The sequence below is a fragment of the Inhella gelatinilytica genome (assembly GCF_016093295.1).
In the GTDB taxonomy this organism is placed as follows: Bacteria; Pseudomonadota; Gammaproteobacteria; order Burkholderiales; family Burkholderiaceae_C; genus Inhella; species Inhella gelatinilytica.
Map to the genome: position 1 here is coordinate 47,596 of NZ_JAEDAL010000007.1, position 26,752 is coordinate 74,347.

A 26,752-nucleotide genomic window follows, 5' to 3' on the forward strand; every position below is an offset into this window, starting at 1 on the left:
TTTGTTCCACCGGCCGTTTCAGTTGCGGCAAAACTGGGTCACCAACTGGCTGGCGGCGTCGAGAGCCTGGCCTTGCTGCAGTTCGTTGAGGGCCGCCTCACCATTGCCGCCGGCGAAGGATTCGCCGCGCGAAAGGCTGCTGACCAGGCTCACGCCCTTGGCATTGAAGAGCTGCAAGGCCACGTTGAGGCTCAGCTCGTACACCCGCAGCATGCGATGGGCCTGACGCTGGGCGCTGACGGTGCCGACCACGGTGTAATCCCCACCGGGCCCCACCTGCCACCCGGCTTGGCGCAGGCGTCGGGCCAGTTCGAGGCCAAAGCCGCTGCCGCTGGGTTCGTCCACCTGCAGCGAGACGCGGGCGCGGCGGCGCTGCAGCGGGCAGTCCAGCGCGGCCAATTGCCGCTCAAAGGCCAGTTCGCGACCGGCGACGGTGGCGCGGTCCATCTTCTCTTCTTCTTCGGAGAACGAGAAGCGGCGGCCCGAACGGGTCGGGGCCCCGCCCGCCGAGCGCTCTGGGGTGTCCGCTTGCACCACCTTGCTGCGCGCCTGCTCCGCAAAGCGACCCTGCGGGAATTTGTCCAGGTAGGCGCGGTAGGCACCCGTTTGGCCCGAGTCCGCCACCAGTTGCCACATCTCCTGGTCCAGGTCGACCGCGGTGGCCGGTGCGGGCGCCGCGACTGTACTGCCGGCGGCGAAGTAGAAATCGCCTTCCAGCGAGGTGCTCTCCCAGGGAATCTGCCGGCCCGAGGAAGCCTGGCGCACGCCAACGCGGGTGCGCTTGAACACGTCTTCGACCTTGAGACCGGGCGTGTTCATGTGGCGCAGCAACTGGGCGGTGTAGAGGCCGTGGCCGGAGCTGCCGTCCGAGGCCTCGGCGCCGGGCGCGGTGGCGAAGGCCACGATGGAGCCCGAGGGTGCATCCATCTGCGCCAGGCCGCCGCCTCCCGACCGGGCCGTTCGCGCGAAGGGGTTGTTGCGGCAGGCGTCCAGAATGACGATGTTGAGCGGGTTTTTGGCCGTCTCCATCTTCTCCAGCACCTGGCTCACGTCAAAAGCCTTGTAGGCCACCTCGTCCTCGCGCTCGATCTGGGCGTCCACGGGCACGAGGAAATTGCGCCCTTTGACCTGCACGCCATGACCCGCGTAATAAAACAGACCCACGCTGTTGCGCAGCCCGTCGCCAAAGCTGCGCACCGCATCAAACATCTGTTTTTGCGAGGCGTTTTCCAGACTGACGACCTGGAACCCAAGCCGCCGCAGGCTCTCGCTCACGGCGCGGGCGTCGTTGAGCGGGTTGACCAGGGGCGAATTGGCGTAGCCGGCGTTGCCGATCACCAGGGCAATGCGTTTGAGTTCGGCGGCCGCAGCGCTCATCACCAGTCCCAGCCCCAGCAGCAGGGCCATGGCCGCCCGCCGTGCTACCGCGTTGACGTTCATTTGTAGCGGGCGTCGATTTCGGCGACGCTGCGCTGCACCAGGCGCTGCACCAAGCTGTCCAGGCCCAGGCCACCCGCGGCGTTGCTGCTGATCCCGGCCACCGAGGTACTGGTTCGCCCGGTTTCGAGCTTGTCTTCGATGTAGCCATTGGCCACTTGCTCGGAGGTGTTGGCATCCAGGATCTTGTAGCGCAGCCCCACCAACCAGACCTGCACCTGCTCATCGGTTCGCACCGAGTCCGCCACCACGGCGCCCGCATGCGCGGCCTGGGTGCGGCCAAAAATGCTCAGCAAGCGCGCTGCCGTGCCACCGCTGATGCCCCCGCCAGACGACGCCACAGGTTCCGCCTTCAGAACGTCGAACTTCAGCAGCCATTTGGTGGCGCTGAGTTTGCCTTTTTGGAAGAGTCGGGCGGATTGCTGAGGGTCGCCCATCTGATACGCCAATTCCACTTCACGGAGCAGGGGGCCCAAGTCACTGCGCTCCAGCACCACGAAATTGGCCCGCGTGAGTTCGATCTCCGCGAAATCAGCAATGTTGGTGGGCGTCACCTTTTGCGTGAAGCTGGCATTGCTGGCCTTGATCTCCCCCGGCAGGACGATCAGCTTCGGTCCGGGCTTGCTGGCGTTGGCGTACTCGATGGGGGCGTACTTGGCCTGATCTGCCCGTCGGTTGGCGTCTTGGGAGTAAGACGAACCCGCGGTGGGCGAAGGGTTACCTTCCTGGGCCTGGGCCGGAGAAAGGGCACCGAACCCAATGGCCCCCAGCAGAGCCAACAAAGGGAGGCGCTTGGAGGCCTGGCGCGAACCTGAGCATTGAGTGCTTGAACTCACCGGATGTTGCATGATGGATCTCCTTCACCGAGGTCGCTGTTCACCAGCTTTGGATCGAGTGTAAGGAGACGCGGACGCGAAATCAGCCCCCATGTGGGGCATGCGCCGACCCGCGGAGCGGAGAGAGCCGTTAGGGCAGGCGACGAAGCTGTTCCTGCAGGGCCGGCAGGTAGCGGGCTTTGAGTGCCGCGTCGGGTTGTTCCTGGAGGGCCACATAAAGGGGCCACAGGAACTCACGCCAGTTGTGCAACCGAATCAGGCGCGCCCGACTCCAGTTCGTGTCCGGTCCCAGGCCGCCCGCCAAGCGCTGGAGATGGGCCCGCCACCTGGCGTCATTCCAGTCACTCTTGATGAGTGCCCAGATCGTGGCCCGAGCCAGACGCGCGCCTTCGCCAGCTTGATAAGCGTGTTGCCCCTGGGCCAGGACCTGGCTGCCCAAGGCGGTGAGGATTTGCGCTTGCTCGGCAGGCCCATGCGCGGGGTGAAGGGCCAACTGCAAAAGCAAGTCAGCCCCATGGGCGATGCCATGGCGCCAACCCACGGTGTCATCAAAATCTCGGTAGTCTGACCACGCCTGAACCCGCTGCAGTGCGCTGTCCAGCAAGGCACGGCGGCCCTCGGTGCTCAACCAGGGTTGAATCCGGTCGCTGCGGGCGACTTCCGCCAGACTGAGCAGCACGAAGCTGCGCCGCACACCGTTGTCGTCCAGCAGCCACTGGCCCTCCAACTCGGCCAGCAAGCGCAGGTGCGCGTTGGGCCCGAGTTGCTTGCCGCGCAACCAGAGCGACAGGGTCTCAAAGCCCAGAGCGTCCCGCTGAGTGGGGTCGGTTGATCCCAGGCATTGCACCAGGGCGGGCAGCAGGGCTTCCCGCTGGTCCGCGGCTCGGGCTTGTTCGACGGTGCTGCGGTCCGGGCACGTGGGGGTGGCGTGAACCGCGGCGGCCACCAGCAGCGCCCCCAGGGCACCGAGAAGGTTACGAACGATGAAACTCGGCGCCATGGTGGGAGTGATGGGCTCAGGCGCGAACCAAGAGGCTCTGCGCCCAGACATCGGCTTCCGCCGCGGGCGTGCGGCCACTGGTTTGAATGCGAGCCAACAGCTCCTGCACCCGATCCGCGATGCGACTGACTTCCGCCATCACGGCGCCTTCTTCCCCCTCGTTTCGGAATTCGCGGGCCACGGAAATGATGCCGCCCGCGTTGACCAAGTAGTCGGGGAGGTAGGTGATGCCGCGTTCTGCCAGGGCACTGCCGTCCTGCAGCGTCGCCAGCTGGTTGTTGGCGGCACCGCAGATGAAGCGCGCATTCAGTTGCGGGATGGACGCAGCATTGAGCGAGGCGCCCAGCGCGCAAGGAGCGAGCACGTCACAAGGCTGCGCCAAGATGGTTTCGACGCTCACCACATCGGCGCCAAACTGCGCCTGGGCTTTGGCGGTCTTGGCCGCGTCGATGTCGGCGACCACCAAGCGGGCGCCAGCTTGGTGCAGGAATTCCGCCAGGTGCCATCCCACAGCCCCGAGGCCCTGAATCGCCACACGAAAACCCTGCAAGTCGCTGCGGCCCAGCAAGGTCTTGGCGCCGGCTTGAATGGACACGAAAACGCCCCAAGCTGTCTTGGGACTGGGGTCACCACCGAACGCGCCCTCGCGGGGGATGCCCGAAACGTAAGGCGTGAGAGCCTGAACCCCTCGCATGTCGGCGGTCGTGGTGCCGACGTCTTCCGCCGTGATGTAAGCGCCTTGCAGACTGTCGACGGCCCGAGCAAAGGCCGCAAAGAGTGCGGCCCGGTCAAAGTCGCCCTTGGGTTTGACGATCACCGCCTTGCCGCCGCCGAAGGGCAGGCCGGCCAGGGCGTTCTTCATGCTCATGCCTTGAGACAGGCGCAGCGCGTCGTGGTGCGCCGCCAGGTCGTTCTCGTATGCCCAGAAGCGGCAACCGCCAAAGGCCGGCCCGCGGGCCGTGCTGTGGATGGCGATCATGGTGCGCAGGCCGGTGGCGGCGTCCGCGGCAATGAGCACGCGCTCGTGAGGGACTTGGTGGGGAAGACCGAAGAAGGAAGGCATGGGGTAGCGCTTTCGTACAAGAAAAAAGCCGGTTGGGCTTGTGGCCCTTGGGCGAGAGGGGCGCCGGGCCGTCTCAGGGGTCCTGAAACGCGCCACTGCGCAGGGTGATCACGAGGGTATCGCGGTAGCCGGTCGTGTTCCCATCGGGTTGGATGGGTGTGGCTTCGTGAATGACGCGAGCGTCGTCCAGCAGCAGCAGGCAGCCCGGTTCGGTCAGGGTGAAGCGTTGACCGGCCGGGCCTTGGGCGTCGAAGACGCGGGTTTCGCCACCTTTGATGTGCTGGCGCGCCAGCAGCAGCACAGCCACCAGGTCCACGCCATCGCGGTGTGCGCCTTCGGGCGTGGGCCGACCGATGCCGCCCTCGGTGGTGATGCGAAACAGGTGCGATTCCACAAACCAGGGCTGCTCGCCCCGCAAGGCCGAGGCACTTCGGGCCAAGCGTTGCAGCAGGCGTTGCCAAGCGGGCTCAGCCGCCAGAGTCGGTGGCAAGGGCTCGAACCATCGCTCAATGCCGCCGTGCAAGGCGTTGTAGTCCAGCGGCTGCCAGTGGGCGCGGTGCGGCATGTCTTGGATGGTGTTGCCTGTCACCACATGGCTGCCATGGCGGCGGTAACGGTAGCGGCCGCCATCGCGCAGGTGCGGGTCGGGGGGCAGGTCGTTCCAATAGCGGTGCAGGCTCAGCACGTCGTCCAGCGACGCCCCGAGCCAGGCGGCCATCCCCGAGGGTGACAGCACAGCCTGGCCGTTTTGAACCAGCGCTCGGTCGGCCATGGGGCCATCAATGAAGGGCGGGATGAACACGCGGTCAGGCTCCGTGCTTGTCGGCTTCGCTGGTGAAGGCGTCGGCGTAGAAGCAGTCCTCCGGCAGGCCCGCTTGCGTGTAGTCGCGCCGGGCCGAGTCGACCACGATGGGTGCGCCACAGGCATAGACCTCATGGCCGCTGAGGTCCGGCTGGTCTTGCAGCACGGCCTGATGCACGAAACCGGTCCGGCCGTTCCACCCGTCTTCGGCCAGCGCGTCCGAGCACACGGGCACGTAACGCAGCCAACTCAGGCGAGCACGGGCCTCGTCCACCCATGCGCTCAGGTACAAGTCGGCCGGACGCCGCCCGCCCCAATACAGCGTGACGGGGCGCGCGTTGCCCTCGCGCTCCAGTTGCTCGATCAACGCCTTGATGGGGGCGAAACCCGTGCCGCTGGCCAAGAAAACCATGGGCTTGTTGCTGTCCTTGCGCAGGAAGAAGCTACCAAACGGCCCCTCGGCCCGCAGGATGTCCCGCTCCTTGAGCGCCGAAAACGCGTGGTCGGTGAACTTGCCTCCGGGCATGTGGCGGATGTGCAAATCCACTTGGTTCTCCAAGGCGCCCGGCGCGGTGGCCATGGAGTAGGCACGGCGGCTGCCATCGCGCAGGATGAACTCCAAGTACTGACCCGCGTGGTACTGGAACGACTGATTGGCCGGGAGCTGCAGGCGCAAGATCAGCACATCGGCCGCGGCCCGTTCCGCCGTCACCACCCGGACGGGCATTTTCAGCACCGGGTGGGCGCCTTCCGCGGGCACGGTCCGCGCTTCCAAGACACAGTCGGTTTGCGGCGTTGCACAGCAGGTCAAGATCAAGCCCGCGGCTTCCTCTGCATCACTGAGTGCCTTTTGTTGGTGAACGCCATGAATCACACGGCCCTCGACCAGCCGACATTTGCAGGACCCACAGGCGCCATCCTTGCAGCCGTACGGCAGGGCAATACCTTGCGCAATGGCTGCGGACAAAATGGTGGTGTCGCGCGCGACGGTGAGCGTGCGGCCGGCGGGTTGAACAGTGACAGTCAATGACATGGGGAATTCAATGGGCACCAAACTGGGTGGCGATTGTCCCCGCAGGAGAGGAGGCTTGCATGCGGGTGCTCATCGTGGGCTGTGGGGATGTGGGCCAACGGCTGTTGCATCGGATTCCTTCGGCTGTTTCAGTGCTGGCCCTCGCCCGCCGTGTGGAATCCTTGGCGCACTGTCGCCGCGTCGGCTTTCGCGTCCACGCGGGGGACCTGGACGATCCACGAACGCTCCGGCGTTTGGCGGGCTGGGCTGAGGCCGTCGTTCATTTGGCGCCGCCCCCGCCGAATGGTGTCCGCGATACCCGCACTCGAAATCTCATCGCGGCGCTTAGTGTTTGCCAGGCCCCGCGTGCCATGGTCTATGTCTCGACGACGGGCGTCTACGGAGACCGGGCAGGGGCGTGGACCTCGGAGTCCACGCCCTGCAGTCCGCAGACCGACCGTGCGAGGCGACGCGTGGATGCAGAAACTCAGCTGCGAGCTTGGGCACGACGGCGGGGTGTGCGCCTCAGCATCTTGCGCGCCCCCGGTATCTATGCCGCGGACCGGGATGGGCATCCGCGTGAGCGCGTGCTTTCCGGCAAGCCGCTGCTTCGGCCGGAGGACGATGTGTACACCAACCACATCCACGCCGATGACTTGGCGCGGGCCTGCTGGCGCGCCTTGTGGGTCGCCCAGCCGCTGCGTGTTTTCAACGTCGTCGACGACAGCGACCGGCGTATGGGCGAGCACTTCGACCTCGTGGCCGATCAGTTCGCATTGCCACGACCGCCCCGCGTTGGTCGAGACGAGTTGGCGCAGTCACTGAGTCCGATGGCCCTGAGCTTTTTGCAGGAGAGTCGCCGCATCGGCAACGAACGACTAAAGCGTGAGCTGCGCTTTACTTTGAAGTTTCCACTCCCGGAGATGGGGTGGTAACTACTTTTTACGCACCCAGTGAAGGAACTCTGCGCCTTCAGTCTGTTGGGCTAGCAGTCCGTGTCCCGTCTGTCGAGTAAAGGCTTGAAAGTCGCGCAGCGAGCCCGCATCGGTGGCGACCACTTTGAGCACCTGACCGCTTTCGATTTCCGCCAGGGCTTTTTTGGCTTTCAAGATGGGAAGCGGGCAGTTCAAGCCCCGAACGTCCAATTCACGGTCAAAACTGGGCGTGCTCATGCGGGGAAGACTCCGGTTGACAGGTAGCGATCGCCGCGGTCGCAGACCACAAAAACCAAGGTCGCGTTTTCCACCCGCTGTGCAATGGACAGCGCCACACAGCAGGCGCCGGCGGCGGAGATGCCCGCGAACAGGCCTTCTTCGCGGGCCAGCCGGCGGGCCATGGATTCGGCATCCGACTGACTGACCAGCACCAATTCGTCAACGCCCGCAGGGTCATAAATTTTGGGCAAATAGGCTTGCGGCCACTTGCGAATGCCCGGAATGCGCGAACCTTCTTGGGGCTGGGCACCGACGATGCGAATGGCCGCGTTCTGTTCTTTGAGGAACCGAGAAACCCCGGTAATCGTTCCGGTGGTCCCCATGGCGGACACGAAATGCGTGACACGGCCACCCGTGTCGCGCCAAATCTCGGGCCCCGTGGTTTCGTAATGCACGCGGGGGTTGTCCGCGTTGGCGAACTGGTCCAGCACGCGGCCTTTGCCTTCGCGCTGCATCTGCTCCGCCAGGTCACGGGCGTATTCCATGCCACCGCTGCGCGGGGTGAGGATGAGTTCGGCGCCGAAGGCCTTCATCGTTTGCGCCCGTTCGATGGACAGATCCTCCGGCATGATCAACACCATGCGGTATCCGCGGATGGCTGCGGCCATGGCCAGTGCAATTCCCGTGTTGCCGCTGGTCGCTTCGATCAGGGTGTCACCCGGTCGGATGTCTCCTCGCTCCTCGGCACGACGGATCATGCTGATGGCCGGGCGGTCCTTGACGGAGCCAGCGGGGTTGTTGCCTTCCAGCTTCGCCAGAAGCACGTTGCCACGGGCCTCAAGCTCCGGACCCAGCAAGCGTTGCAGGCGAATCAGCGGCGTCTGACCAATGACGTCTTCAAGGGTGGGGTACACGACATTCATGAGCCTTATTGTGCCGCCGCAAGAACTCAAAAAAGCTGTGGCAGAATAGCGGGCTCCGATCAAGGCGAGGCCTTGAAAGCATGCTGAGTCGCTCAGCAGAGCACCTGCCCAGGTGGCGAAATCGGTAGACGCAAGGGACTCAAAATCCCTCGCCGCAAGGCGTGTCGGTTCGAGTCCGACCCTGGGCACCAAATAGAAAGCCGCTGTTAAGCGGCTTTTTGTTTTTCCGGTTGTGGTGATCGGGTTGTCGGCGCCCCCGCAGGGCAGCAGGGATGGCTCGCTGCCCAACCTACACTGCGCCGCAGTTGTGAACCCGCTCTTGCCATCGCACCATGCCCAAACTCCCGCCCCTTACCCAAGCCTTCATGCTGGCCTGCGTGGCGCTGTTTTGTTTGCAGATCCTGTGGCCCGCTCTGGGCCTGTGGTTGGCGCTGTTTCCTTTGCAGTCGCCGTACTTTCTACCCTGGCAGGTCGTGAGTTACGCCTTCCTGCATGGCGATGTGCTGCACCTTTTTTTCAACATGCTGGGCTTGTGGATGTTCGGCAGTGAAATTGAAACGGTGTTCGGGCCGCGACGGTATGCGCAACTCCTCGGGGCCAGCATCCTGAGTGCGGCGGCGGCGCAGTTGCTCTTTACCGCGCTCGCTGGTGTGAATGCGCCCACCGTTGGGGCCTCTGGCGCCCTGTTCGGCTTGTTGCTGACCTACGCGCTGCTCTTCCCGAACCGCGTCATCATGCCGCTGTTCCCACCGATTCCCATGAAGGCCAAGGTCTTTGTGGCGGTGTTTGGCGCGATGGAACTGTTCTTCGGTTTGACGGGCGGACTGGGTATCGCCCACTTTGCCCATCTTGGGGGCATGGTGGGCGCCTATGGGTTGATGCGCCACTGGCGCGGGGGCCGCCGCTAAAGGCCGCGCGTTAAAGCGCCAAGGTCTTCAAGAATTGCTTGAACCCCGGCCCCAGGGCCGGGTGGGCGAGGGCCAACTCCACGTTGGCCTCCAGGAAACCTTCTTTGCTGCCGCAGTCGTAGCGTCGGCCCTCGTAGCGGTACGCGAACACTTTTTCCCGGCGCAGCAGGCCAGCAATGCCATCGGTGAGCTGGATCTCGCCCCCGACACCGCGCGGCTGACTGGCGATCTCGCGCAGCACACCGGGCGTCAGGATGTAGCGACCGGCGACACCCAGGCGCGAGGGTGCGGCCTCGGGTGCGGGTTTCTCGACAATGCGTTGAATGTCCAGCAGCCGCTCATTGACCTCGGTGCCGGCGACGATGCCGTAGCGCCGCGTGTGTTCCGCCGGTACTTCCTGAACGGCCAGGATCGAGGCGCGCCACTCATCAAACTGCTCGACCATTTGTTGCAAGACGGGGGTTTCGCCCACCATCAGGTCATCGGCCAGCAAGACGGCAAAAGGGTCGTCACCGATCAGGCGCTGGGCGCACAGCACGGCGTGGCCCAAGCCCAGGGCCTGGGCCTGGCGCACGTAGATGCACTCCATGTCGTCGGGTTTGACCGAGCGCACAACGTCCAGCAGTTCCTGCTTCTGGGCCTGTTCAAGGGCGACCTCCAACTCGAAGGTCATGTCGAAATGGTCTTCGATCGGCCGCTTGTGGCGGCCGGTGACGAAGATCATTTCACGCACCCCTGCCGCGTAGGCCTCCTCAACGGCGTACTGGATCAGTGGCTTGTCCACCACGGGCAGCATTTCCTTGGGCTGGGCCTTGGTGGCGGGCAGGAAGCGGGTGCCGAGCCCAGCGACGGGAAATACGGCCTTGGTGACGGCGGCACTCATGCTGTTCCTTAGCCCAGACGGGTCAGTTGCTCGCGCTGCTGCTTGAGCTGGGACTCGAAGTCGGCCAGGCGTTGGCGCTCCTGCGCCACGACGGCCTCGGGGGCGCGGGCGACAAAGCTTTCATTGCCCAGCTTGGCCTGGGCCTTGGTGATCTCGCCTTCGAGGCGCGCCACTTCCTTGCCCACACGGGCCCGCTCGGCCTCCAGGTCGATCTGCACTTCCAGTGCCAAACGGGCCTGCCCCAGCACCAGCACCGGCGCCAAGCGGCTGGCTTCAGCAAAAGCTGCCTCTTCCAGGACCCGAACCTCGCTCAACTTGGCCAAAGCCTTGAGCAAGGGCGCAGCCTCGGCCAGGAAGGCGGTGTCCCCGCACACCAGCAGGGGCACGCGTTCGGCCGGGCTGAGCTTCATCTCTGAGCGCAGGCTGCGGCAGATGCCCACGGCCTCCTGCAGGCGCGCCAACCAGGCCTCGGACGCCTCGTCCAGTTTGTCCAGATTGGCCTCCGGGTAGCGAGCCAATACCAGGCGCTGACCGTCGTCCGCCTTCTTGCGGTCGGCGACCACGGCCACGGTTTGCCACAGCTCCTCGGTGATGAAGGGCGTGATGGGGTGCAAGGCACGCAACACGGTCTCCAGCACACGGATCAACGTGCGTCGGGTGCCGCGCGCCGCGGCCTCATTACCCGCGGCCTTGGCCTCCTGCAACTGCACCTTGGCGATCTCCAGGTACCAGTCGCAATACTCGTCCCAGACGAAGCTGTAGAGCGCGTTGGCGACCAGGTCGAGACGGTAGTCGGCGAAGGCCTTGGCCACCTCGGCTTCGACGCGCTGCAAGCGGCTGACGATCCACCGGTCGGCCGGGCTGAAGAAGTTGAAGCCCTGCGGGCACAGGCCGCCGGGATGCTCGCGCAAGCCGCAGTCCTGACCTTCGGTGTTCATCAGCACGAAGCGGGTGGCGTTCCAGAGCTTGTTGCAGAAGTTGCGATAGCCCTCGCAGCGCTTGCTGTCGAAATTGATCGAACGGCCCAGGGTCGCCAGCGAGGCGAAGGTGAAGCGCAGCGCGTCGGCACCGTAGCCGGGGATGCCTTCGGGGAACTCCTGCTCGGTGGCCTTGCGCACCTTGGGGGCGGTTTCAGGCTTGCGCAGGCCGGTGGTGCGCTTGTCAAGCAGGGGTGCGAGCTCGATGCCGTCGATCAGGTCGACCGGATCCAGCACATTGCCCTCGCTCTTGCTCATCTTCTTGCCATGGGCATCGAGCACCAGACCGTGGATGTAGACGTGATGGAAGGGCACTTTGCCGGTGAAGTGCTTGGTCATCATGATCATCCGGGCGACCCAGAAGAAGATGATGTCGTAGCCGGTGACCAGCACCGAGCTGGGCAGGAACAGGTCCTTCTCGGACTCGTTCAGGGTCGAAAAGGGCACCAAGGCCGAGGAGTACCAGGTGTCGAGCACGTCAGGGTCACGCGTCAAGGTCTTGCCCGGCGCCTGGGCCTGCGCCTCGGCCTCCGTGCGGGCGACGTAGACCTTGCCGTCCTCGTCATACCAAGCGGGAATCTGGTGGCCCCACCAGAGCTGGCGGCTGATGCACCAGTCCTGGATGTTCTTCATCCATTGGTTGTAGGTGTTGACCCAGTTCTCGGGCACGAACTTCACTTCGCCCGACTCGACGGCCTCGATGGCGCCCTGGGCGATGGACTTGCCGCCCTTGCCCGGCTTGCTCATGGCGACGAACCACTGGTCAGTCAGCATGGGCTCGATGACCTGGCCCGTGCGAGCGCAGCGCGGCACCATCAGCTTGTGTTTCTTGACTTCGACCAGCAAGCCCTGCGCTTCCAGGTCGGCCACGATGGCCTTGCGGGCGACGAAGCGATCCTGGCCGACGTAAGCGGTCGGGATGTCGGCGGCCTCATGGCTGCTGACCTTGGCGTCCAGATCAAAGATGGTCAGCATCGGCAGGCCGTGGCGCTGGCCGACTTGGTAGTCGTTGGTGTCATGCGCCGGCGTGACCTTCACAACGCCCGTCCCGAAGGCCTTGTCGACGTACTCGTCGGCAATCACCGGCACCCGCCGGCCCGTGATGGGCAGCTTGACCTGCTGGCCGATCAGGTGCGCGTAGCGCTCGTCCTCGGGGTGCACCATGACGGCGGTGTCGCCGAGCAGGGTCTCGGGGCGGGTGGTGGCCACCACGAGCGACTCCGAGCCCTCGGCCATCGGGTAGCGGATGTGCCAGAGCGAGCCATCCTCCTCCTCGCTCTCGACCTCCAGGTCGGAGACGGCGGACTTCAGGATCGGGTCCCAGCTCACAAGGCGCTTGCCGCGGTAGATCAGGCCCTCGTCATACAGCTTGACGAAGGTGTCGGTCACAGTGGCCGAGAGCTTTTCGTCCATCGTGAAGTACTCGTGGTCCCAGCTCACCGAGGCGCCCATGCGGCGCATTTGGGTGGTGATGGTGTTGCCGGACTCTTCCTTCCACTCCCAAACCTTGGCGACGAAGTTCTTGCGGCCCAGGTCATGGCGACTCACGCCCTGGCCCTGCAACTGGCGCTCCACCACGATCTGGGTGGCGATGCCGGCATGGTCGGTGCCCGGCACCCAGAGGGTGTTGTGGCCCTTCATGCGGTGCAGTCGGGTCAGCGCATCCATGATGGTCTGGTTGAACGCATGGCCCATGTGCAGCGTGCCCGTCACATTGGGCGGGGGCAGCTGGATGGAGAAGCTGGGCTTGCTGGCCTCCATCGTGGGGGCATAGAGGCCTTCGCGCTCCCAGGTCGGGCCCCAATGGGCTTCCAGGGCGGCGGGTTCGAAGGACTTGGCGAGTTCGGTCATGGCGGGTCCCACAGGGGGGCAAACGGATCAAAAAACAGGGCGCAGCGGGCGCTCTCAACGCCGCGCAGAGCGCGAGATTCTAGAGAGTGGCGCTTTGGGAGCCTGCGCGTGCGATCTCAGCGATCTGCGCTCGGCGGCAGGTAGCGCATGGTGGCTGCCAAGTCGGGACCGACGTGACGGCGCAGGATGGCATCGATGCTGCCGTCGGCCAACAGGCTGAGCACGGCACTTCTCAGGCGTCGCCGGTCCGCTTCAGGAACGGTGTGACGGGACACGACCAGGCTGCCAATGACCCGATCCTGAGGGGCCCAGTCTTGCAGTTCAGCCAAGCTTTCAATGTCGTGGCGACGGGCCGCCAGGATCCAACTGGTGGGCAGAGCGAGGAAGGCATCGACCCGCCCCGCCTTGAACAGACGCACCACCGCCTCGAAATCTGCGGCCTCGACGGTGCGGCCTCCCTGGGTGCGTAGCTTGTCCAGCCACTCGTCAAAGAAATGACCGTGCTTAAAACCTTTGACCACCGCGATTCGGCGGTCGTGCGCGCCCAGAAAGCCAGAGGGCGTCTTCAGCTCTCTGGGCAAGCCCCGGCGCAACACCAGCATGTTGCGTGTGTAGATGTAGGGCATGAACTCCGAATGGAACTCCCGTTCGGCGGTTGGAATGCCTGACACGGTGACGTCCAAATGGCCTTCGGCCAGTTGGTTCCAGATGCGCACGCGGGAGTCCACCCAGGTGTCAAGCCGGCAGCCACTGCGTTCGCGAACCGCATCCACGACATCCAAATCGATCCCGCGGGCCACACCCTGCAAGTCACGGTAATACAGCAACCCAAATTCATAAAACGCCACGCGGTAAGGCCCGCAGGCTTGAACGGCTCCCCCAAGGGTCAACAGGCCCAAGAGAAGGAGCCCTCGGGCAAACACCCCCTTCGAAGTGCAGATGTGGCGTTGGGCGACCATGGCCGGATTGTGGGCAACGGGGGGGACCTCGTCTAGGGGCGAGATCGGCTGGACGGGTGCGGGCGTGCGCCGCAAAATCGACGCATGAAAGCCCGCCTTGAGCCTTGGATGCAGTACGTCGTCCTGCCCCCCGTTTGGCGGCGTTGGCTGGCGATTGGGGTTTTGCTCTTTGGCCCCGGATTCGCCCTGGCTTGTGGGCCGTTCAGCCTGGGTTTTTACGAGTTGGGCTTGCTGTATTACCGCTCGGGGCAGGGGCCGGCGCAGGGCATCGATCTGGATGTGATTGAAGCCTTGAAGGCGCGAAGCGGTTGTGCGTTCGAACCCGTGCTGGAGTCGCGGGTGCGGATCTGGAGCCGCTTGGCTGCGGGTCAGTTGGATGTCAGTGTGTCTGGGATCGCGACGCCGGAGCGCGAGCGATTTGCCGAATTCATGCCCTACTTTTCCACCCGGAATTTTTTGGTGGGGCGGCGGGAAGCGGTGGCCGCGGGCCTGGACCCCAGCGGGTTTTTGGCCCGCCCTGAACTGCAGGTTGCGGTGGTCAAGAGTTTCAAGCATGGGCCGCTCTACGACGAGTGGTTGGAGCGTCTGCGATCGCAAGGGCGGGTCGTGGAGGCCGCCGATTTCGACACCGTGGTGCGATTGTTCGTGGGCAAGCGGGTGGATGCCTTTCTGGCACTCCCCACGAGTTGGGCCTTGGTGATTCGCCGTCACAACCTGGAGGACCAGGTGCAGGTGCTCGATTGGGCGCCTCAGGAGCGCATCGTGCACGGGCTGATCGTCTCAAAGCTCACGGTCTCTGAGCCGGATCGGCGACGGCTCAGGAACGCGCTGCACAGCTTGCACACCGATGGCAGCATTGAACGCATCCTGCGCTACCACATGGGGTCAGAGTGGGCTTCGCATGTGCGCTTGCCGGAACTGCAGGCTTTGGAGCGTTGACTCCAATCTGGGGTCCTCAGGGGTCGGGGGCCCTCCCTACACTGATCCGTTTTTTTGATTGCCATTGGGGGTGCTGAATGTTTGATGCCGTCATTACCGGAACGGGCTTGTTCAAGCCGCCCCATGCGGTGCCCAATGCCGACTTGGTTGCGGCCTTCAATGCCTACGTTGAGCGTTTCAATGCTGAAAACGCCGCGGCCATTGCCGATGGCGAGGTTGTCGCGTTGGCCCCCAGCAGCGTGGAGTTCATCGAAAAGGCCAGCGGCATTCAGAACCGCTACGTCATGGACCGCGACGGCGTGCTGGATCCCCAGCGGATGTATCCCCGCCTGCCAGCCCGGGCGGACGATGAACTGTCGTTGATGGCGGAGATCGCTGTGGATGCCGCCCGCCAGGCGTGTGCCGCGGCCGGACGGTCGCCTGCAGACATTGATGCGGTGTATTGCGCTGCGGCCAATATGCAGCGAGCCTACCCGGCCATGGCCTGCGAGATCCAAGCGGCACTGGGCGCGAAGGGGTACGGGTTTGACATGAACGTGGCGTGCTCGTCGGCGACGTTTGCCATTGCTCAAGCCGTGAATGCTGTCAAGACAGGCAGTGCGCAGTGCGTACTGGTGGTCAACCCAGAAATCACCTCCGCCCACTTGGAGTGGCGGGATCGAGATTGCCATTTCATCTTTGGCGACACCTGCACAGCGATCCTCATCGAGCGTGCCGATACCGCTGTGGCCGCGGAACGATGGGCCGTCGAAGGAACCCAGTTGGCGACTCAGTTCTCCAACAACATTCGCAACAACTTCGGCTTCATGAACCGCTGTGAAGACAGCAACTTCGTGGAGCGCGACAAAACCTTCCGGCAAGAAGGCCGCAAGGTTTTCAAAGAGGTGGTGCCCATGGCTGCTGCGCACATTGAAGCGCACTTGGGGGATTTGGGGCTGGTGCCTGCGGCGGTGCGTCGCTTCTGGCTGCACCAGGCCAACTTGGGTATGAATCAGTTGGTGCTGAAGAAGCTGGTGGGCGACGACGCGGGGCCGGATCGCGCACCGTTGATCTTGAACGAGTGGGCGAACACCGCCTCAGCCGGATCCATCATTGCGTTCCACAGCCACCGCCAGGATCTGCAGGCCGGCGATGTGGGGGTGATCTGTTCGTTTGGCGCCGGTTATTCGATCGGCAGCGTGATCGTCAAGCGCCTGAGTTGATGGCGCTGGAAGCCGGTACGGAGGCGGGCGTCGCAGTGGGGGCACTGCCAATCTTGCGGAGGCTGGCATCGCCTTGGAATTCTTCATAGCGCCAGCTCCCTTGGACATCAATGACGCCGTCCGGCGGCTGCAGCGGGGACGGGGGGCGGTCTTTGAGTGCCGGCCTTAAGGTTTCAACCCACACCGGCAAGGCCAAACCCCCGCCTGTTTCGCGTTCGCCCAGTGACCGCGGCTGCGGATAGCCGATCCACACGGCGGCCGCCCGGTCGGCTTGGAATCCGACAAACCACGCGTCAACGGCATCATTGGTGGTGCCGGTCTTGCCATACAAGTCCTGACGAGCCAAGCTCACGCTGGCTTTGGCACCCGTGCCTTCCACCATCACGGCTTGTAGCAGCTGCGCCGTCATGAAGGCATTGCGCTCGGAGACGGCCCGGAGTTTCGGGGCCGGAGGGGCCTCCCAAATCAGCTGTCCCTGGGCATCCACGACGCGCGTGATCAATTGCGGTTCAGGGCGTTCGCCGCCAGCCGCGAACGCTGCGTAAGCCCCCGCCATTTGCAACGGCGTCACGGCGCCGGTGCCCAAGGCGAGGGTCAAATTGCTGGGTTGCCGATTCAACTCCAAGCCGAACTGCGCGGCCCACGCACGGCCGCGGTCAGCGCCGATTTCCTGTAGCAAACGAACTGTCGGCGTATTTTTGCTGCGTGCCAAAGCCTGGCGCAGGGTCAGCGTCCCGTCGAACTGATGGTCGTAGTTCTGCGGCGCCCAGTCGCCAATTTGCAAGGGCTCGTCCTGAACCAGGGTCTCGCTGTCCGCGCCCAATTCAATCAATGCCGAGTACACAAAGGGCTTGAAAGCCGAACCGGGCTGTCGATAGGCCTGAATCGCGTGGTTGAACTGCAGGCGCTTGAAGTCGAATCCCCCGACCAGGGCCCGAATCGCGCCGGTTTGGGGCTCCAAACTCACCACCGCCCCTTCGACCTGCGGCCGTTGGGTCAATTGCCACTTGCCTGGGCTGACCTCCAGCAACCGAACTTTGGAGCCCTTCTGCAGGCGCTGGGCCACAGCAACCTGGGCGCCGATGAAGGGCAGGGCGGGACGGAGCGCCGGGCCGCTCAGTGTGATGCGACTCCCGTCACGCAATTGCACCTCCAGCGCATCACGGCTCACCGCTCGGATCACGCCCGCTCGTGTGTCATCCAAATCGTCGTGGTCGGTGAAGCTGGCGAGTTGAAGGCTGCCATCTTCGGCCAGATCGGCCAGGCCCTCCTCGGCGCCGCGATAGGGCTGGCGCCGCTCAAGGGCCCACAAGGCCTTGTGAAGCGCCGCGTGCGCGGCCATCTGCTCGGGTACTTTGAGGGTGGTGTGGACGGTTAAGCCACGGGCGTACACGTCTTCGCCCCAGCGGGAGTACAGCTCGGCGCGCACCATTTCCAGTGCGTGATCGGCCGTCCCGGCCCACTTCGGCTGGGCTCGCAGCCGCAGGGTTTGGTTTTTTGCCGATTGGGCTTGGGCGGCGCTGATGAAACCGACGGTCTGCATGCGGTTAAGCACGTGGTGCTGGCGCTGAACCGCACGCTGCCAGTGCACAACGGGGTTCACTTGAACTGGGTTCTGGGGGAGGCCGGCCAACATGGCGTGCTCGGCCAGGGTCAGTGTGTTCAGATCCTTGCCGAAATAGCGCTCCGCCGCGGAGGCGAACCCATACGCCCGGTGTCCCAGGTAGATGTGGTTCATGTAGACCTCGAGGATCTTGGTCTTGCCCAGCTCCCGCTCCATCTTCAGGGCCAGCAACATTTCCACCAACTTGCGGCTCAGGACCTGCTGCTTGGTTAGGTAAACATCCCTGGCCAGCTGCTGGGTGATGGTGGAGGCACCGTGCGGTCGTTCGTGCCAGAGGTTGTGCCAGACCGCCCGCACGATGCCGCTGAAATCCAAGCCCGGGTGTTCCCAAAAATCAACGTCTTCTGTCGCCAGCAGGGCCTCTTGCAGGGGCTTCGGGATGTCACTGAGGGGCACAAACCGGCGCCGTTCGGTACCGAACTCGCCGAGCAATTCGCCGTCCGCACTCAGGATGCGCAGGGCCTGTTTGGGCTGGTAGTCAGACAGCGCGTTCAAGTCGGGCAGCTGCTGCCACAGCACCGCGGCGAGCGTGCCGGTCAGCAAGGCGACACCAGCCGCCAGGCTCAGGATCCAAAGGGCGAGACGTTTCAATGCGGGACTCGGCGAGAGGGGAGGGGCATTATCCTGAGCGCATGAATCGCGCAGCCTCGCCACCCCCTTGCTTTTTTTGGCACGACTATGAGACCTTTGGTCGCTCTCCTCGCTGGGATCGACCGGCCCAGTTCGCCGGGGTGCGCACGGACTGGGATTTGAATGAGGTGGGCGATCCGGTCATGTTGTACTGCCAGCCCGCCGACGACGTTTTGCCGGATCCCGAGTCCTGCCTGATTACGGGCATCCTCCCGCAGCAGTGTCAGGCGCTTGGGGTGCCGGAGCCTGAATTTGCCGCGCGCATCGAGCGGGAATTGGCGTGGCCCGGTACCGTTGGTTGCGGCTACAACACCCTGCGGTTTGACGACGAGTTCACGCGTCATTTGTTGTGGCGCAATTTAAGGGACCCTTACGCGCGGGAGTGGCAAAACGGCTGTGGCCGTTGGGACTTGCTGGATGTGGTTCGCGCCACGTACGCATTGCGCCCGGAAGGCATTGAATGGCCAACGGCGGAGGACGGCCGAACCAGTTTCAAACTTGAAAACCTGTCGCGGGCGAATGGATTGGCCCATGAGGCGGCGCACGATGCGTTGTCTGATGTCCGCGCCACCATCGCGCTGGCCCGCTTGATCAAAGCAAGACAGCCGCGGCTGTTTGACTTCGCCTTGCGGCTGCGTAAAAAAGAAGCGGTCTGGGCCGAAGTCGGCGAAGTGCCGCGACCGCTGCTCCACGTGTCGGGGATGTATGGGGTCGAGCGGGGCTGTATAGCCCTCGTGTGGCCTTTGGCCATGCACCCGCGCAATAAAAATGAATTGATCGTCTGGGATTTGGCCGCTGACCCTCGGGAGTTGCTGGAGTTGAAGGCGGATGAAATCCGGGCGCGCCTGTTTGTGCGTCAGTCTGAGTTGCCGGAGGGGGTCGTGCGGCTGCCGATCAAGACCTTGCATGCCAACAAGTCGCCCTTTGTGGTCAGCAGTTTGCAAACGCTGCGACCTGAGTTGGCGGAACGTTGGGGGCTGGATTTGCGTCAGCAGCTGCTGCACGCGGCGTGGCTGCGTGATCACGGTTCGGCGCTGGCAGGGGTGTGGGAGGACGTCTACCCCGTGGTCGCGCCGGGTGAATGCGATCCCGAGGCAAATCTATACGGCGGCTTTGTGGGAGACGGTGACCGGCGCCTCTTGCGTGACGTTCTCGGGTTGGCGCCCCAAGCCCTGGCTGAGCGCATCCATGAGGGCCGCCTGAACTTTTCGGATGCTCGCCTGGAGGAATTGGTTTGGCGCTTTCGAGCGCGACACCAACCCAGTACGCTCACGCCACTGGAGCAAGAGCGCTGGCGCGGGCAGCGGGCGCGTCGCTTGCACCGGGGTGAAGCCGGCGGGGGGGGGCTGGCGGACTACCTCCAGCGCTTGGATGCACTGCAGGACCAAGCCCATGAGCGCGAGGACGAACGGGCCCTTCATGTGCTGGAATCGCTGGTGGACTGGGTGGAAGCCGTGGTGCCACCGTTCGAGGACTGTGCTTTAGGTACAAATTGAGGGATTGCGCCGCTTGACCCGGTCCCGCGATCAGGGAAGATAGGGCAAGAACCGTCCAGGAGTGATCATGTCGGATCCATTTGCCGCTCCCCGCCTGCAGGCCCTGCTCTCCCGCTCGCCGGTGGCTGCAGCCTTTGTCCAAGGCGGGCAATTTGTGTCGGTCAGCGAGTCGTTTCATCACCTGTTCGGACATGGTGATGACAACGAACTGAGTAATAAACCCATCCGCACGGTGTTTGTGTCGGATGCCAGCCACACCGCCGCAGCGGAACGGATGACGTCGGCCCATGTGTCGGGTCAGCCGTTCACGGAAGAAATTGAATTCGTTCGGGGGGATGGCGGGCGTTTTTGGGGGAAGTTGCGATCCAGTCCCCTGGACTGGCAGGAACCCAAAGGCGAGGCGCTTTGGATCGTTGAAGACGTCACCGCGGCCCGTGCGGCCCGGCTCGCCCCGACTTGGACGGCCAAGCACGATCCTGTGACCGAATTGGCCAACCGACGGGAGTTTGAGCGTCGGCTGTCGGACCACATTGGAAGTCGGCGCAACGAGCCGGTGTCGGTTCTGTGGCTGGACTTGGACCGGTTCGGTGAAATCGTGACCGGCATGGGGCAAGAAACCGCCGATCATTTCCTGTATGGCGTCGGTCAGCTGCTGCAAGCCCGGGTGCGCGCCTCGGATTCGGTGGCGCGCATTGAAAAGGACCGGTTTGCGGTACTGCTGCCGGACTGCAACCAGCATTTCGCTGAAATCGTGGCCGAAAAGATGCGCTCCGGAATCGCGGCTTTCCGCATGCGCTGGGGGCTGCACCGGGCACGGGTCAAAGTCAGCATTGGCGTGGTGTTGTTACAGCCGAGCCTAGAAACCCCCGACTCAGTCCTGGCCGCTGCCAATCTGGCTTGCGGTGAGGCCAAGGCCGCAGGCGGTGACTGCGTTCGGGTGTTTGTCTCCAGTGGTAGCTTTGAAACCGTCGCGGGTTGATAATTTGCTCCCGATTCAACACTGACCTGCGAGCCCCACCATGAGCGTTCAGCTGTCTACCGCGTTGGCCGGCCTGTCGGTTGCGCAGGAGAAGTTGCGCGCTTCGGCCAACAATGTGGTTTTGGCGTCGACCAAGCTCATGAGTGCCGATCCGGAGGCACGGCCGGCGCTGAATCGGGGGGTTCAAAGTGAGTTTCAGTTGACGGCTCAGGACCCGGACTTGGCGCGTTCGCTGGTGGAGCAGCGGACGGCGGCGTATCAGTTCATCGCGAATTTGCGGGTGCTCCAAACCCAGCTTCAGGTGTCCGGCGTCATGCTGGATATCTACGTCTGACAGCGCATGACTGGATTGGATTCGGACCACGCGGGGCCCGAAATGGCTGGGCCCCAGTGGGCTTTGCTGGAAGCCTTGGGGGCGTTTTGGGCTGTGAAGCGGGCCCCGGGTGGGCCGTATGTCGCCGCGTCGACCCAGTTCAAGCGCTTGCTGGGTATTGGTGAGGGCGAGCTGGGTACGCTGGCGGACGTCGACTTGTTCCACAGTGAAGATGCAGCGGCCCTTCGCCGCGGCGATCAGCAGGCGTTGGCGTTGGGCCAGCCTCAGACCGTGGAGCAACGTGTCGAGGTGGGTGGGCGGCGTCGCGCATTTACGCTGGTCCGCCTGCCGCTGGATGGCGCAGGCTTGGCCTGTGCTTGGTTGGAGCGGACCGATTCGGTTCAGCGGGATACCCAGCTGGCGCGGGCCATGCGTCAAATCGAGCAGCACCAGGCCGAGATCGAGGGCTTGCGGCGGGAAATGCAGGCGGGGCTGGAGCGCGACGAGTTCACGGGGCTGCAGGTCCGCGGCCCATTTGAGGAAGCGCTGCAGCGAGAGATTGACCTTTCACTGCGCGAACAGCGCGAGTTCTCGGTGGTCTTGTTGGCCCTGGACGGGGCGGAAACCACGCCCGCCAGTTCGCTCGACCCAGAGGGCAACAAGCGCTTGTTGGCCGCTGTGGGGCGGCTGTTAAGAGCCAATACCCGGGCCATGGACATGGCGAGCCGGGTTGACGAGGCACGATTTGCGGTTCTGTTGTCGGGTGTTGGCTTGGCCACCGCTTACCAACGCATGGACCAGGTTCGACGGCAAGCCATTCAGCAGATCGTTGCCTGGGACGGGCGGGATCTTGGGCTGTCGCTGTCCATGGGCGTGGCCAGCTTTCCGTTGAGTGCCGCATCGGCGGGAGAGTTGATTGCTGCGGCGCAGCGTGCGCTGAAGGCGGCGCAAAGCCGCGGGGGCCAGCAGATGGCGCTGGCGTCCATTCCCTTCAGGGCTTGATTTACACGCTGAGCTGCACAGCGCGCCAGCCCATGTAGGTGGCCAGCAGCACGAGCAAGCCGGCGAACAGCTTTTTGAGTTTGGCCACGGGCAGTGCGTGCGCCGCCCGCGCGCCCAAGGGTGCCGTCACCATGGTGCACGGAATCAAGACCGCCAGTGCGGGCAGGTAAAAGTAGCCCCAGAGCCCGGGAACGGGACTGGGCAAGTGCCAGCCGCTCAGCAGATAACCCAGCGAATTCGCGACAGCGATGGGAAATCCCGTTGCGGCACTGGTCGCCACGGCTTGGTGAAGCGGCACCGCCATGGAACTCAGGAAGGGCACGGTCAAGAACCCGCCTCCCGCACCCACGAGGCCCGAGAACAGGCCGATCAAGGCCCCGACCGCCCAAACGAGTCCTCGAGGAGGCACCTGATCTGCGGCCTGCGAGGGTCGGGGGCCTTGCCACATCTGGAGGGCGGAAAAGCCGACAAAGCACGCAAAAAAACCGGTCAACCAAGTCCCCTTGAGCGCGGCAAAGAGTGCGCCTCCGCACACCCACCCTCCGATCACCATGGCGGGGGCCAGTTGGCGAACCCAATCCCAACGGACGGCACCCCGGCGGTGATGCGCACGCAAACTGGAAAACGAGGTGAAGCTGATGCAGGCCATGGAGGTCGCAATGGCGACTTTGACAGCTTGGTCCGCTGCGACGCCCAAACCGTCCAACAGGACCGTCAGAATTGGCACCATCACCATGCCGCCCCCGATACCCAGCAAACCGGCCAAAAAGCCCGTCCCGATTCCCAGTGCAATCAGGCCTAGCATTAGCGCGGCGGTCACGCGAGGAGCCCTTCCAAAACCTGCCACTCGGCGTCAGTGACCGGGGTGATGCTCAGTCGATTTCCTCTTTTCAGGATGCGCAGCGTGGCGAGGCCCGGGTGCTCCTTGAGTGCTTGCAACGGAAGCAGCGCGGTCTTTCGATCGAAGTGAACATCCACCAGCAGCCAACGAGGGTTTGTTGGGGTCGATTTGGAGTCGAAGTAAGGGCTGTTTGCATCGAACTGCGTGGGGTCTGGGTAGGGGGCCGAGGCCACGTACGCCAAACCCGCAATGCCCGGCTCGGGGCAGGACGAGTGATAGAACAGCACCCGGTCCCCCAGTCGAAACTCATCGCGCATGAAGTTGCGTGCTTGGTAGTTCCTGACACCCGTCCAGGGCAGTCGCCCCGCCCGCTCCAAATCGTCGATGGAGGCCTCATCGGGCTCCGATTTCATGAGCCAAGTTTGCATGGAATGCAGCGTGGTGGAAGGGGTTGGGGGTGTCCATCGCGCACCGCGGACCGCATTCCTGAACCCAGGGTGGTTCAGGTGGGCGAGGTCAGCCGAGCTTCGGGTTCATCTGACGCGAGACGATCACGCCCGCTGGGCATGTTCCAAGCCCAAGCTCACAAGAGCATCGGTTCAAGGAAATATAGAGCCCGCGCGAACGCAATGGACAAGGGAGATTGTGTCAGAGGAGGTTGCCGTCCGCGGCGAGCGCCTGATCTAAACGACGCAACAAATCACTCAAATCGGGCACGTCGCCGCCCTCAGCTTGGGGTCTGGCGTCAATCCATGCTGCCGTGCGCGAGGGCTGAGCCAGCTGGAAGGCGAGGTTCAGTGCCGCCAGGACTGCGATGCGTTCCCGTGCGCGAACCTTGCCCGCATCACGAATGGCACACATTTCGCGGTCCACTGCCGCCACAGCTTGGGTCAAGGCAGCTTCGCCACCAGGCGGGCAAGACAACCGATAGGCCTGCCCCATGATGCTGACATCCACTTGCTTCACGCCGGGTCTCCTGGCGTTTCGACCGGCAGTCGAGCGAGCAATTGATCGACCCGGTTACGGGCGGCAGCAAGACGCGAGCGCAGGCTGTCACGTTCTTGCGTAATGGCCGTGATCTGGTCGTTCAACAGCGCGTTGGTGCGGGCCAGTTCCTCATGGCGCACCAGCAATCGTTCAACGCGGTCAAGCAAGTCGGGAAGCGGGGCCATGGTCAAAGCGGGCACGAAAGAGGTTGATTTTAGGCCGTGCGGCCCTGGTCGCAATGGGGCCGCACGGCGCATTTTGCGCACTGCGGTTGACGGGCTTGACAGACGTAGCGGCCGTGAAGAATCAACCAATGGTGGGCGTGCAGAAGATAGGGCGGTGGAATACGGCGTAGCAGGGCTTCTTCGACCGCCCGCGGCGTTTTTCCGGGCGCCAGCCCGGTTCGGTTTGCCACGCGAAAGATATGGGTATCGACCGCCATGGTGGGCTGACCAAAGGCCACATTGAGCACGACGTTGGCTGTCTTTCGGCCGACGCCCGGCAAGGCTTCCAGCGCGTCGCGGTCCGGTGGCACCTGGCCGCCATGCTCGGCCAATAGGCGCTGGCAGGTGGCCATCACGTGTTTGCCTTTGCTACGAAACAGCCCCAAGGTCTTGATGCAATCAATGACGCCGGCTTCACCCAGTTTCAGCATGCGCGCCGGCGTAGGGGCCATGGCGAAGAGCCGCCGTGTGGCTTTGTTGACACCGACGTCGGTGGCCTGGGCAGACAGCAGGACAGCGATCAGCAGTTCGAAGGTGCTGGCGTAAATCAGTTCCGTTTCAGGATGCGGATTCGCAGCCTGAAGCGTGGCGAAGAAGGCTTCAACTGCCCCCGATTTCATGAGCCGTTTCGCGCCGCTGCGCGTGCACGGGCCTTGGCCAGGGCGGCTTCAACCGTGGCCCGTTTGCGTTCTGCAGATTCGGGGTGCTTGAGCGCATCGGGCAGGTGGGCCAGTTTGGCCTCCGCTTTGTGTGCCAAGCGCTCGGCTTGCCGGCGTGCCGCCTCGGGCTGCCGATCCTTGTGGTGTTGATAACGCCGGCGCGACTCAGTGGCTTGGTCCGCACTCCAGGCAGCCCAACCCGTCAGGCCTGGCGCGACGGGGTCCATACGAATGCAGTCGACGGGACACACGGGCAGGCACAGTTCACAGCCGTTACAGGCATCGGCTTGCACCACGTGCATGGCTTTGGCCGCGCCGACGATGGCATCGACCGGACAGGCTTTGATGCAGAGCGTGCAGCCAATGCACCAAGCTTCGTCGACGTACGCGACGGCGCGCTCGGCCTCGATGCCACAGGTTGGGTCGAGCGCAATCACAGCCCGCCCGGTAATTTCAGCCAGGCGCACCACGCCCGCCTGCCCACCGGGAGGACAACGGTTGATGGCGATACCGTCCCGTGCGATGGCCTCGGCGTACGCTTGGCAGTCGGGGTAGCCACAGCGGGTGCACTGGGTCTGCGGGAGGGCATCCAGAAGATGGGCACTCAAATCCTGCCAAGACATCAAGCCATGCGCCTTTGTTTTTTGACCGGAACGCTGCGCTGACGGCGGTCATGCGCTCGGATGAAGTCGCGCACGACGGGGTACGCGTGTTCCCGCCAACGTCGGCCCGAAAAAATCCCGTAGTGGCCGGCGCCCTTGACGTCGTAATGGTGCTGATGATCTTTGGTGATCCCGGTGCACAGATCGTGTGCTGCGCGGGTCTGCCCCGCCCCGGAAATGTCATCCAACTCCCCCTCCACCGTCAGCAAACCGCAATTGCGGATGTCCTGAGGGCGAACGGGTTCGCCACGAACCACCCAGGTGCCATTGACCAAGGCGAAGTCTTGGAACACGGTCTTGATGGTGTCCAGGTAATACTCCGCAGGCAGATCCAGTACGGCGTTGTACTCGTCGTAGAAGACTCGATGCGATTCGGCCGACTCCTCGTCGCCGCGCACCAAGTCGAGGAAATAGTCGTAATGACTGGACAGGTGTCGCCCTGGATTCATCGCCACGAACCCGGTGTGCTGCAAGAAGCCAGGATAAACCGCACGTCCGGCGCCGGGGAAATGGCTCGGAACGCGGTAAATCACGTTGTTTTCGAACCAGGAGTAACTCTTGTTCATGGCCAAGTTGTTGACGGCCGTGGGGCTGCGGCGGGCATCGATGGGGCCCCCCATCATCGTCATGGAGCGAGGGACGACGCCCCCCGCTGAAGCCTGCAAAGAGACCGCTGCCAGCACGGGCACCGTGGGTTGGCAAACCGAGATCACGTGAGCATGGGGGCCAATGTGATCGATGAACTCGCGTACATAGGTTACGTAGTCATCCAGATGGAAGGGCCCGACATCCAGCGGCACCATGCGCGCGTCGATCCAGTCGGTGATGTAAACCTTGTGTTCCTTGAGTAGTTGCTTCACCGTGTCTCTCAAGAGCGTCGCGTGGTGTCCGGAGAGGGGCGCCACGACCAGTACGGTGGGCTGATCTTTCATGCGCTCTAGTTGCTCGGCATCGTCAGTGAAACGTTTGAAGCGGACCAGACGGCAAAACGGCTTTTCGATGGCCACGCGCTCTTGAACGGCGACCTGAACGCCATTGACCTCAACCTGATCGATGGCGAATGGGGGCTTTTCGTAGGCCTTGGCCAGGCGGTGCATCAGGTCCAGGCCCGCTGCCACACGGGGCGCCAGGGGGCCATGGGCAAAGGGAGACAGCGGGTGGCTGTACAACTGCCCGGCGGCCAAGGCGGCCTCGGCGAATGGGCTGAGCAGTGCCCGCTGGGCTTCGTAGAGTTGGTACAGCATGGAGGGGATCCGAGCGAGAGGAAGGTGCATCTTGCCTCAAATGGTGCGCTGCAACATGGAAATCGAATTTCCCGGCGGCGACGAGAGGCAAGGTGTGAATTTTGGCGCGGTCAAAGTAAGCTTCGCGGTTTTTCTCACTCGGCCC

The 26,752-nt window shown here is 63.9% G+C and carries 27 protein-coding genes, 1 tRNA gene and 1 other RNA gene; 9 read left to right on the top strand and 20 right to left on the bottom strand.

Features of this window, described 5'->3' with window-relative positions; translation table 11 throughout:
• Positions 1–18 precede the first annotated feature (18 nt).
• From I7X43_RS13105 to I7X43_RS13130, 6 genes are all read right to left on the bottom strand, one after another.
• A complete protein-coding gene (locus I7X43_RS13105) occupies positions 19–1,440 on the bottom strand; it encodes a caspase family protein (RefSeq protein WP_198101404.1) in 1,422 nt (473 codons plus the stop codon).
• The gene (locus I7X43_RS13110) at positions 1,437–2,285 is read right to left on the bottom strand and encodes a CsgG/HfaB family protein (RefSeq protein ID WP_198101405.1); all 849 of its coding nucleotides are present in this window, start codon (positions 2,283–2,285) and stop codon (positions 1,437–1,439) included. Before I7X43_RS13110 ends, I7X43_RS13105 begins: the two co-directional genes overlap by 4 nt.
• A gap of 118 nt (positions 2,286–2,403) precedes the next feature.
• Positions 2,404–3,273: a DUF2785 domain-containing protein gene (locus I7X43_RS13115; protein WP_198101406.1), complete on the bottom strand. Its 870-nt coding sequence runs from the start codon at positions 3,271–3,273 to the stop codon at positions 2,404–2,406.
• A gap of 16 nt (positions 3,274–3,289) precedes the next feature.
• Positions 3,290–4,336, bottom strand: coding sequence for a Leu/Phe/Val dehydrogenase (locus tag I7X43_RS13120; protein WP_198101407.1), 1,047 nt, complete (start codon positions 4,334–4,336; stop codon positions 3,290–3,292).
• A gap of 73 nt (positions 4,337–4,409) precedes the next feature.
• Positions 4,410–5,108, bottom strand: coding sequence for a 2OG-Fe dioxygenase family protein (locus tag I7X43_RS13125; protein ID WP_198101503.1), 699 nt, complete (start codon positions 5,106–5,108; stop codon positions 4,410–4,412).
• Positions 5,109–5,142: 34 nt separating this feature from the next.
• Positions 5,143–6,171 (bottom strand): CDP-6-deoxy-delta-3,4-glucoseen reductase, encoded by a 1,029-nt coding sequence (locus I7X43_RS13130; RefSeq protein WP_198101408.1) that lies wholly within the window; start codon positions 6,169–6,171, stop codon positions 5,143–5,145.
• Between the two features lie 59 nt (positions 6,172–6,230).
• On the opposite strand from I7X43_RS13130, the gene I7X43_RS13135 reads away from it, so the two are divergent.
• On the top strand, positions 6,231–7,085 hold the full coding sequence (locus I7X43_RS13135) for an SDR family oxidoreductase (RefSeq protein ID WP_198101409.1): 855 nt from the start codon (positions 6,231–6,233) through the stop codon (positions 7,083–7,085).
• Here the strand turns inward: I7X43_RS13135 and I7X43_RS13140 are convergent, their stop codons facing one another.
• Together I7X43_RS13140 and cysM are read right to left on the bottom strand one after the other, a co-directional pair.
• Positions 7,086–7,322, bottom strand: coding sequence for a sulfurtransferase TusA family protein (locus tag I7X43_RS13140; RefSeq protein WP_198101410.1), 237 nt, complete (start codon positions 7,320–7,322; stop codon positions 7,086–7,088).
• Positions 7,319–8,227 carry a cysteine synthase CysM gene (gene cysM / locus I7X43_RS13145; RefSeq protein WP_198101411.1) on the bottom strand — a complete coding sequence of 303 codons (909 nt, stop codon included), beginning with the start codon at positions 8,225–8,227 and terminating at the stop codon, positions 7,319–7,321. Before cysM ends, I7X43_RS13140 begins: the two co-directional genes overlap by 4 nt.
• 106 nt (positions 8,228–8,333) lie before the next feature.
• On the opposite strand from cysM, the gene I7X43_RS13150 reads away from it, so the two are divergent.
• Together I7X43_RS13150 and I7X43_RS13155 are read left to right on the top strand one after the other, a co-directional pair.
• A tRNA-Leu gene (locus I7X43_RS13150) sits at positions 8,334–8,418 on the top strand.
• A 141-nt stretch (positions 8,419–8,559) separates the two neighbouring features.
• Positions 8,560–9,135, top strand: coding sequence for a rhomboid family intramembrane serine protease (locus I7X43_RS13155; RefSeq protein WP_198101412.1), 576 nt, complete (start codon positions 8,560–8,562; stop codon positions 9,133–9,135).
• A gap of 10 nt (positions 9,136–9,145) precedes the next feature.
• Here I7X43_RS13155 and galU read toward each other — a convergent pair whose 3' ends face one another.
• From galU to I7X43_RS13170, 3 genes are all read right to left on the bottom strand, one after another.
• Positions 9,146–10,018, bottom strand: coding sequence for a UTP--glucose-1-phosphate uridylyltransferase GalU (gene galU, locus I7X43_RS13160; protein ID WP_198101413.1), 873 nt, complete (start codon positions 10,016–10,018; stop codon positions 9,146–9,148).
• 8 nt (positions 10,019–10,026) lie between these two features.
• Complete coding sequence (locus I7X43_RS13165; RefSeq protein WP_198101414.1) at positions 10,027–12,846, bottom strand: valine--tRNA ligase; 2,820 nt, start codon at positions 12,844–12,846, stop codon at positions 10,027–10,029.
• Positions 12,847–12,962: 116 nt separating this feature from the next.
• Positions 12,963–13,805 (bottom strand): substrate-binding periplasmic protein, encoded by an 843-nt coding sequence (locus tag I7X43_RS13170; protein WP_198101415.1) that lies wholly within the window; start codon positions 13,803–13,805, stop codon positions 12,963–12,965.
• Between the two features lie 84 nt (positions 13,806–13,889).
• Between I7X43_RS13170 and I7X43_RS13175 the strand changes: the two genes are divergently transcribed.
• Positions 13,890–14,744 (top strand): substrate-binding periplasmic protein, encoded by an 855-nt coding sequence (locus I7X43_RS13175; RefSeq protein ID WP_198101416.1) that lies wholly within the window; start codon positions 13,890–13,892, stop codon positions 14,742–14,744.
• 77 nt (positions 14,745–14,821) lie between these two features.
• Positions 14,822–15,946 (top strand): beta-ketoacyl-ACP synthase III, encoded by a 1,125-nt coding sequence (locus I7X43_RS13180; protein ID WP_198101417.1) that lies wholly within the window; start codon positions 14,822–14,824, stop codon positions 15,944–15,946.
• Here the strand turns inward: I7X43_RS13180 and I7X43_RS13185 are convergent.
• Positions 15,930–18,161 (bottom strand): penicillin-binding protein 1A, encoded by a 2,232-nt coding sequence (locus tag I7X43_RS13185; RefSeq protein ID WP_198101418.1) that lies wholly within the window; start codon positions 18,159–18,161, stop codon positions 15,930–15,932. The genes I7X43_RS13180 and I7X43_RS13185 overlap by 17 nt on opposite strands.
• A gap of 41 nt (positions 18,162–18,202) precedes the next feature.
• On the opposite strand from I7X43_RS13185, the gene sbcB reads away from it, so the two are divergent.
• The 4 genes from sbcB (at position 18,203) to I7X43_RS13205 (ending at position 21,990) form a co-directional block, all read left to right on the top strand.
• Entirely contained in the window at positions 18,203–19,696 is a 1,494-nt protein-coding gene (gene sbcB, locus I7X43_RS13190) for an exodeoxyribonuclease I (RefSeq protein WP_198101419.1), read from the top strand.
• A gap of 67 nt (positions 19,697–19,763) precedes the next feature.
• Complete coding sequence (locus tag I7X43_RS13195; RefSeq protein WP_198101420.1) at positions 19,764–20,675, top strand: GGDEF domain-containing protein; 912 nt, start codon at positions 19,764–19,766, stop codon at positions 20,673–20,675.
• Positions 20,676–20,715: 40 nt separating this feature from the next.
• Positions 20,716–21,009 (top strand): hypothetical protein, encoded by a 294-nt coding sequence (locus tag I7X43_RS13200; RefSeq protein WP_198101421.1) that lies wholly within the window; start codon positions 20,716–20,718, stop codon positions 21,007–21,009.
• Positions 21,010–21,015: 6 nt separating this feature from the next.
• Positions 21,016–21,990 carry a GGDEF domain-containing protein gene (locus I7X43_RS13205; RefSeq protein ID WP_198101422.1) on the top strand — a complete coding sequence of 325 codons (975 nt, stop codon included), beginning with the start codon at positions 21,016–21,018 and terminating at the stop codon, positions 21,988–21,990.
• Between the two features lies 1 nt (position 21,991).
• Here the strand turns inward: I7X43_RS13205 and I7X43_RS13210 are convergent, their stop codons facing one another.
• The 8 genes from I7X43_RS13210 to I7X43_RS13245 all read right to left on the bottom strand — a co-directional run bounded on the left by I7X43_RS13210 (position 21,992) and on the right by I7X43_RS13245 (position 26,607).
• Positions 21,992–22,795, bottom strand: coding sequence for a sulfite exporter TauE/SafE family protein (locus I7X43_RS13210; RefSeq protein WP_198101504.1), 804 nt, complete (start codon positions 22,793–22,795; stop codon positions 21,992–21,994).
• A gap of 11 nt (positions 22,796–22,806) precedes the next feature.
• The gene (locus I7X43_RS13215; protein WP_198101423.1) at positions 22,807–23,259 is read right to left on the bottom strand and encodes an EVE domain-containing protein; all 453 of its coding nucleotides are present in this window, start codon (positions 23,257–23,259) and stop codon (positions 22,807–22,809) included.
• Positions 23,260–23,285: 26 nt separating this feature from the next.
• Positions 23,286–23,470, bottom strand: a non-coding RNA gene (gene ssrS, locus I7X43_RS13220) — 6S RNA.
• 9 nt (positions 23,471–23,479) lie between these two features.
• Complete coding sequence (locus I7X43_RS13225) at positions 23,480–23,797, bottom strand: cell division protein ZapA (RefSeq protein ID WP_198101424.1); 318 nt, start codon at positions 23,795–23,797, stop codon at positions 23,480–23,482.
• Entirely contained in the window at positions 23,794–24,003 is a 210-nt protein-coding gene (locus I7X43_RS13230) for a DUF904 domain-containing protein (protein WP_198101425.1), read from the bottom strand. Before I7X43_RS13230 ends, I7X43_RS13225 begins: the two co-directional genes overlap by 4 nt.
• Positions 24,004–24,032: 29 nt before the next feature.
• Complete coding sequence (nth, locus tag I7X43_RS13235; RefSeq protein WP_198101426.1) at positions 24,033–24,662, bottom strand: endonuclease III; 630 nt, start codon at positions 24,660–24,662, stop codon at positions 24,033–24,035.
• Complete coding sequence (locus I7X43_RS13240; RefSeq protein ID WP_198101427.1) at positions 24,659–25,324, bottom strand: RnfABCDGE type electron transport complex subunit B; 666 nt, start codon at positions 25,322–25,324, stop codon at positions 24,659–24,661. Before I7X43_RS13240 ends, nth begins: the two co-directional genes overlap by 4 nt.
• Positions 25,324–26,607, bottom strand: coding sequence for a polyhydroxyalkanoate depolymerase (locus I7X43_RS13245; RefSeq protein WP_198101428.1), 1,284 nt, complete (start codon positions 26,605–26,607; stop codon positions 25,324–25,326). Before I7X43_RS13245 ends, I7X43_RS13240 begins: the two co-directional genes overlap by 1 nt.
• Between the last annotated feature and the right edge of the window lie 145 nt (positions 26,608–26,752).

What these genes read in the sequence shown, in the direction of transcription:
- I7X43_RS13115 (WP_198101406.1), bottom strand. Translation starts at nt 3,273, where the DNA reads ATGGCGCCGAGTTTCATCGTTCGTAACCTTCTCGGTGCCCTGGGGGCG.
- nth (WP_198101426.1), bottom strand. Translation starts at nt 24,662, where the DNA reads ATGAAATCGGGGGCAGTTGAAGCCTTCTTCGCCACGCTTCAGGCTGCG.
- I7X43_RS13110 (WP_198101405.1), bottom strand. Translation starts at nt 2,285, where the DNA reads ATGCAACATCCGGTGAGTTCAAGCACTCAATGCTCAGGTTCGCGCCAG.
- I7X43_RS13120 (WP_198101407.1), bottom strand. Translation starts at nt 4,336, where the DNA reads ATGCCTTCCTTCTTCGGTCTTCCCCACCAAGTCCCTCACGAGCGCGTG.
- sbcB (WP_198101419.1), top strand. Translation starts at nt 18,203, where the DNA reads ATGAATCGCGCAGCCTCGCCACCCCCTTGCTTTTTTTGGCACGACTAT.
- I7X43_RS13200 (WP_198101421.1), top strand. Translation starts at nt 20,716, where the DNA reads ATGAGCGTTCAGCTGTCTACCGCGTTGGCCGGCCTGTCGGTTGCGCAG.
- I7X43_RS13130 (WP_198101408.1), bottom strand. Translation starts at nt 6,171, where the DNA reads ATGTCATTGACTGTCACTGTTCAACCCGCCGGCCGCACGCTCACCGTC.
- I7X43_RS13140 (WP_198101410.1), bottom strand. Translation starts at nt 7,322, where the DNA reads ATGAGCACGCCCAGTTTTGACCGTGAATTGGACGTTCGGGGCTTGAAC.
- I7X43_RS13180 (WP_198101417.1), top strand. Translation starts at nt 14,822, where the DNA reads ATGTTTGATGCCGTCATTACCGGAACGGGCTTGTTCAAGCCGCCCCAT.
- I7X43_RS13170 (WP_198101415.1), bottom strand. Translation starts at nt 13,805, where the DNA reads ATGGTCGCCCAACGCCACATCTGCACTTCGAAGGGGGTGTTTGCCCGA.
- I7X43_RS13215 (WP_198101423.1), bottom strand. Translation starts at nt 23,259, where the DNA reads ATGCAAACTTGGCTCATGAAATCGGAGCCCGATGAGGCCTCCATCGAC.
- I7X43_RS13245 (WP_198101428.1), bottom strand. Translation starts at nt 26,607, where the DNA reads ATGCTGTACCAACTCTACGAAGCCCAGCGGGCACTGCTCAGCCCATTC.
- I7X43_RS13105 (WP_198101404.1), bottom strand. Translation starts at nt 1,440, where the DNA reads ATGAACGTCAACGCGGTAGCACGGCGGGCGGCCATGGCCCTGCTGCTG.
- I7X43_RS13135 (WP_198101409.1), top strand. Translation starts at nt 6,231, where the DNA reads ATGCGGGTGCTCATCGTGGGCTGTGGGGATGTGGGCCAACGGCTGTTG.
- I7X43_RS13195 (WP_198101420.1), top strand. Translation starts at nt 19,764, where the DNA reads ATGTCGGATCCATTTGCCGCTCCCCGCCTGCAGGCCCTGCTCTCCCGC.
- I7X43_RS13125 (WP_198101503.1), bottom strand. Translation starts at nt 5,108, where the DNA reads ATGGCCGACCGAGCGCTGGTTCAAAACGGCCAGGCTGTGCTGTCACCC.
- I7X43_RS13165 (WP_198101414.1), bottom strand. Translation starts at nt 12,846, where the DNA reads ATGACCGAACTCGCCAAGTCCTTCGAACCCGCCGCCCTGGAAGCCCAT.
- I7X43_RS13240 (WP_198101427.1), bottom strand. Translation starts at nt 25,324, where the DNA reads ATGTCTTGGCAGGATTTGAGTGCCCATCTTCTGGATGCCCTCCCGCAG.
- cysM (WP_198101411.1), bottom strand. Translation starts at nt 8,227, where the DNA reads ATGAATGTCGTGTACCCCACCCTTGAAGACGTCATTGGTCAGACGCCG.
- I7X43_RS13155 (WP_198101412.1), top strand. Translation starts at nt 8,560, where the DNA reads ATGCCCAAACTCCCGCCCCTTACCCAAGCCTTCATGCTGGCCTGCGTG.
- I7X43_RS13175 (WP_198101416.1), top strand. Translation starts at nt 13,890, where the DNA reads ATGAAAGCCCGCCTTGAGCCTTGGATGCAGTACGTCGTCCTGCCCCCC.
- I7X43_RS13205 (WP_198101422.1), top strand. Translation starts at nt 21,016, where the DNA reads ATGACTGGATTGGATTCGGACCACGCGGGGCCCGAAATGGCTGGGCCC.
- I7X43_RS13230 (WP_198101425.1), bottom strand. Translation starts at nt 24,003, where the DNA reads ATGGCCCCGCTTCCCGACTTGCTTGACCGCGTTGAACGATTGCTGGTG.
- galU (WP_198101413.1), bottom strand. Translation starts at nt 10,018, where the DNA reads ATGAGTGCCGCCGTCACCAAGGCCGTATTTCCCGTCGCTGGGCTCGGC.
- I7X43_RS13210 (WP_198101504.1), bottom strand. Translation starts at nt 22,795, where the DNA reads ATGCTAGGCCTGATTGCACTGGGAATCGGGACGGGCTTTTTGGCCGGT.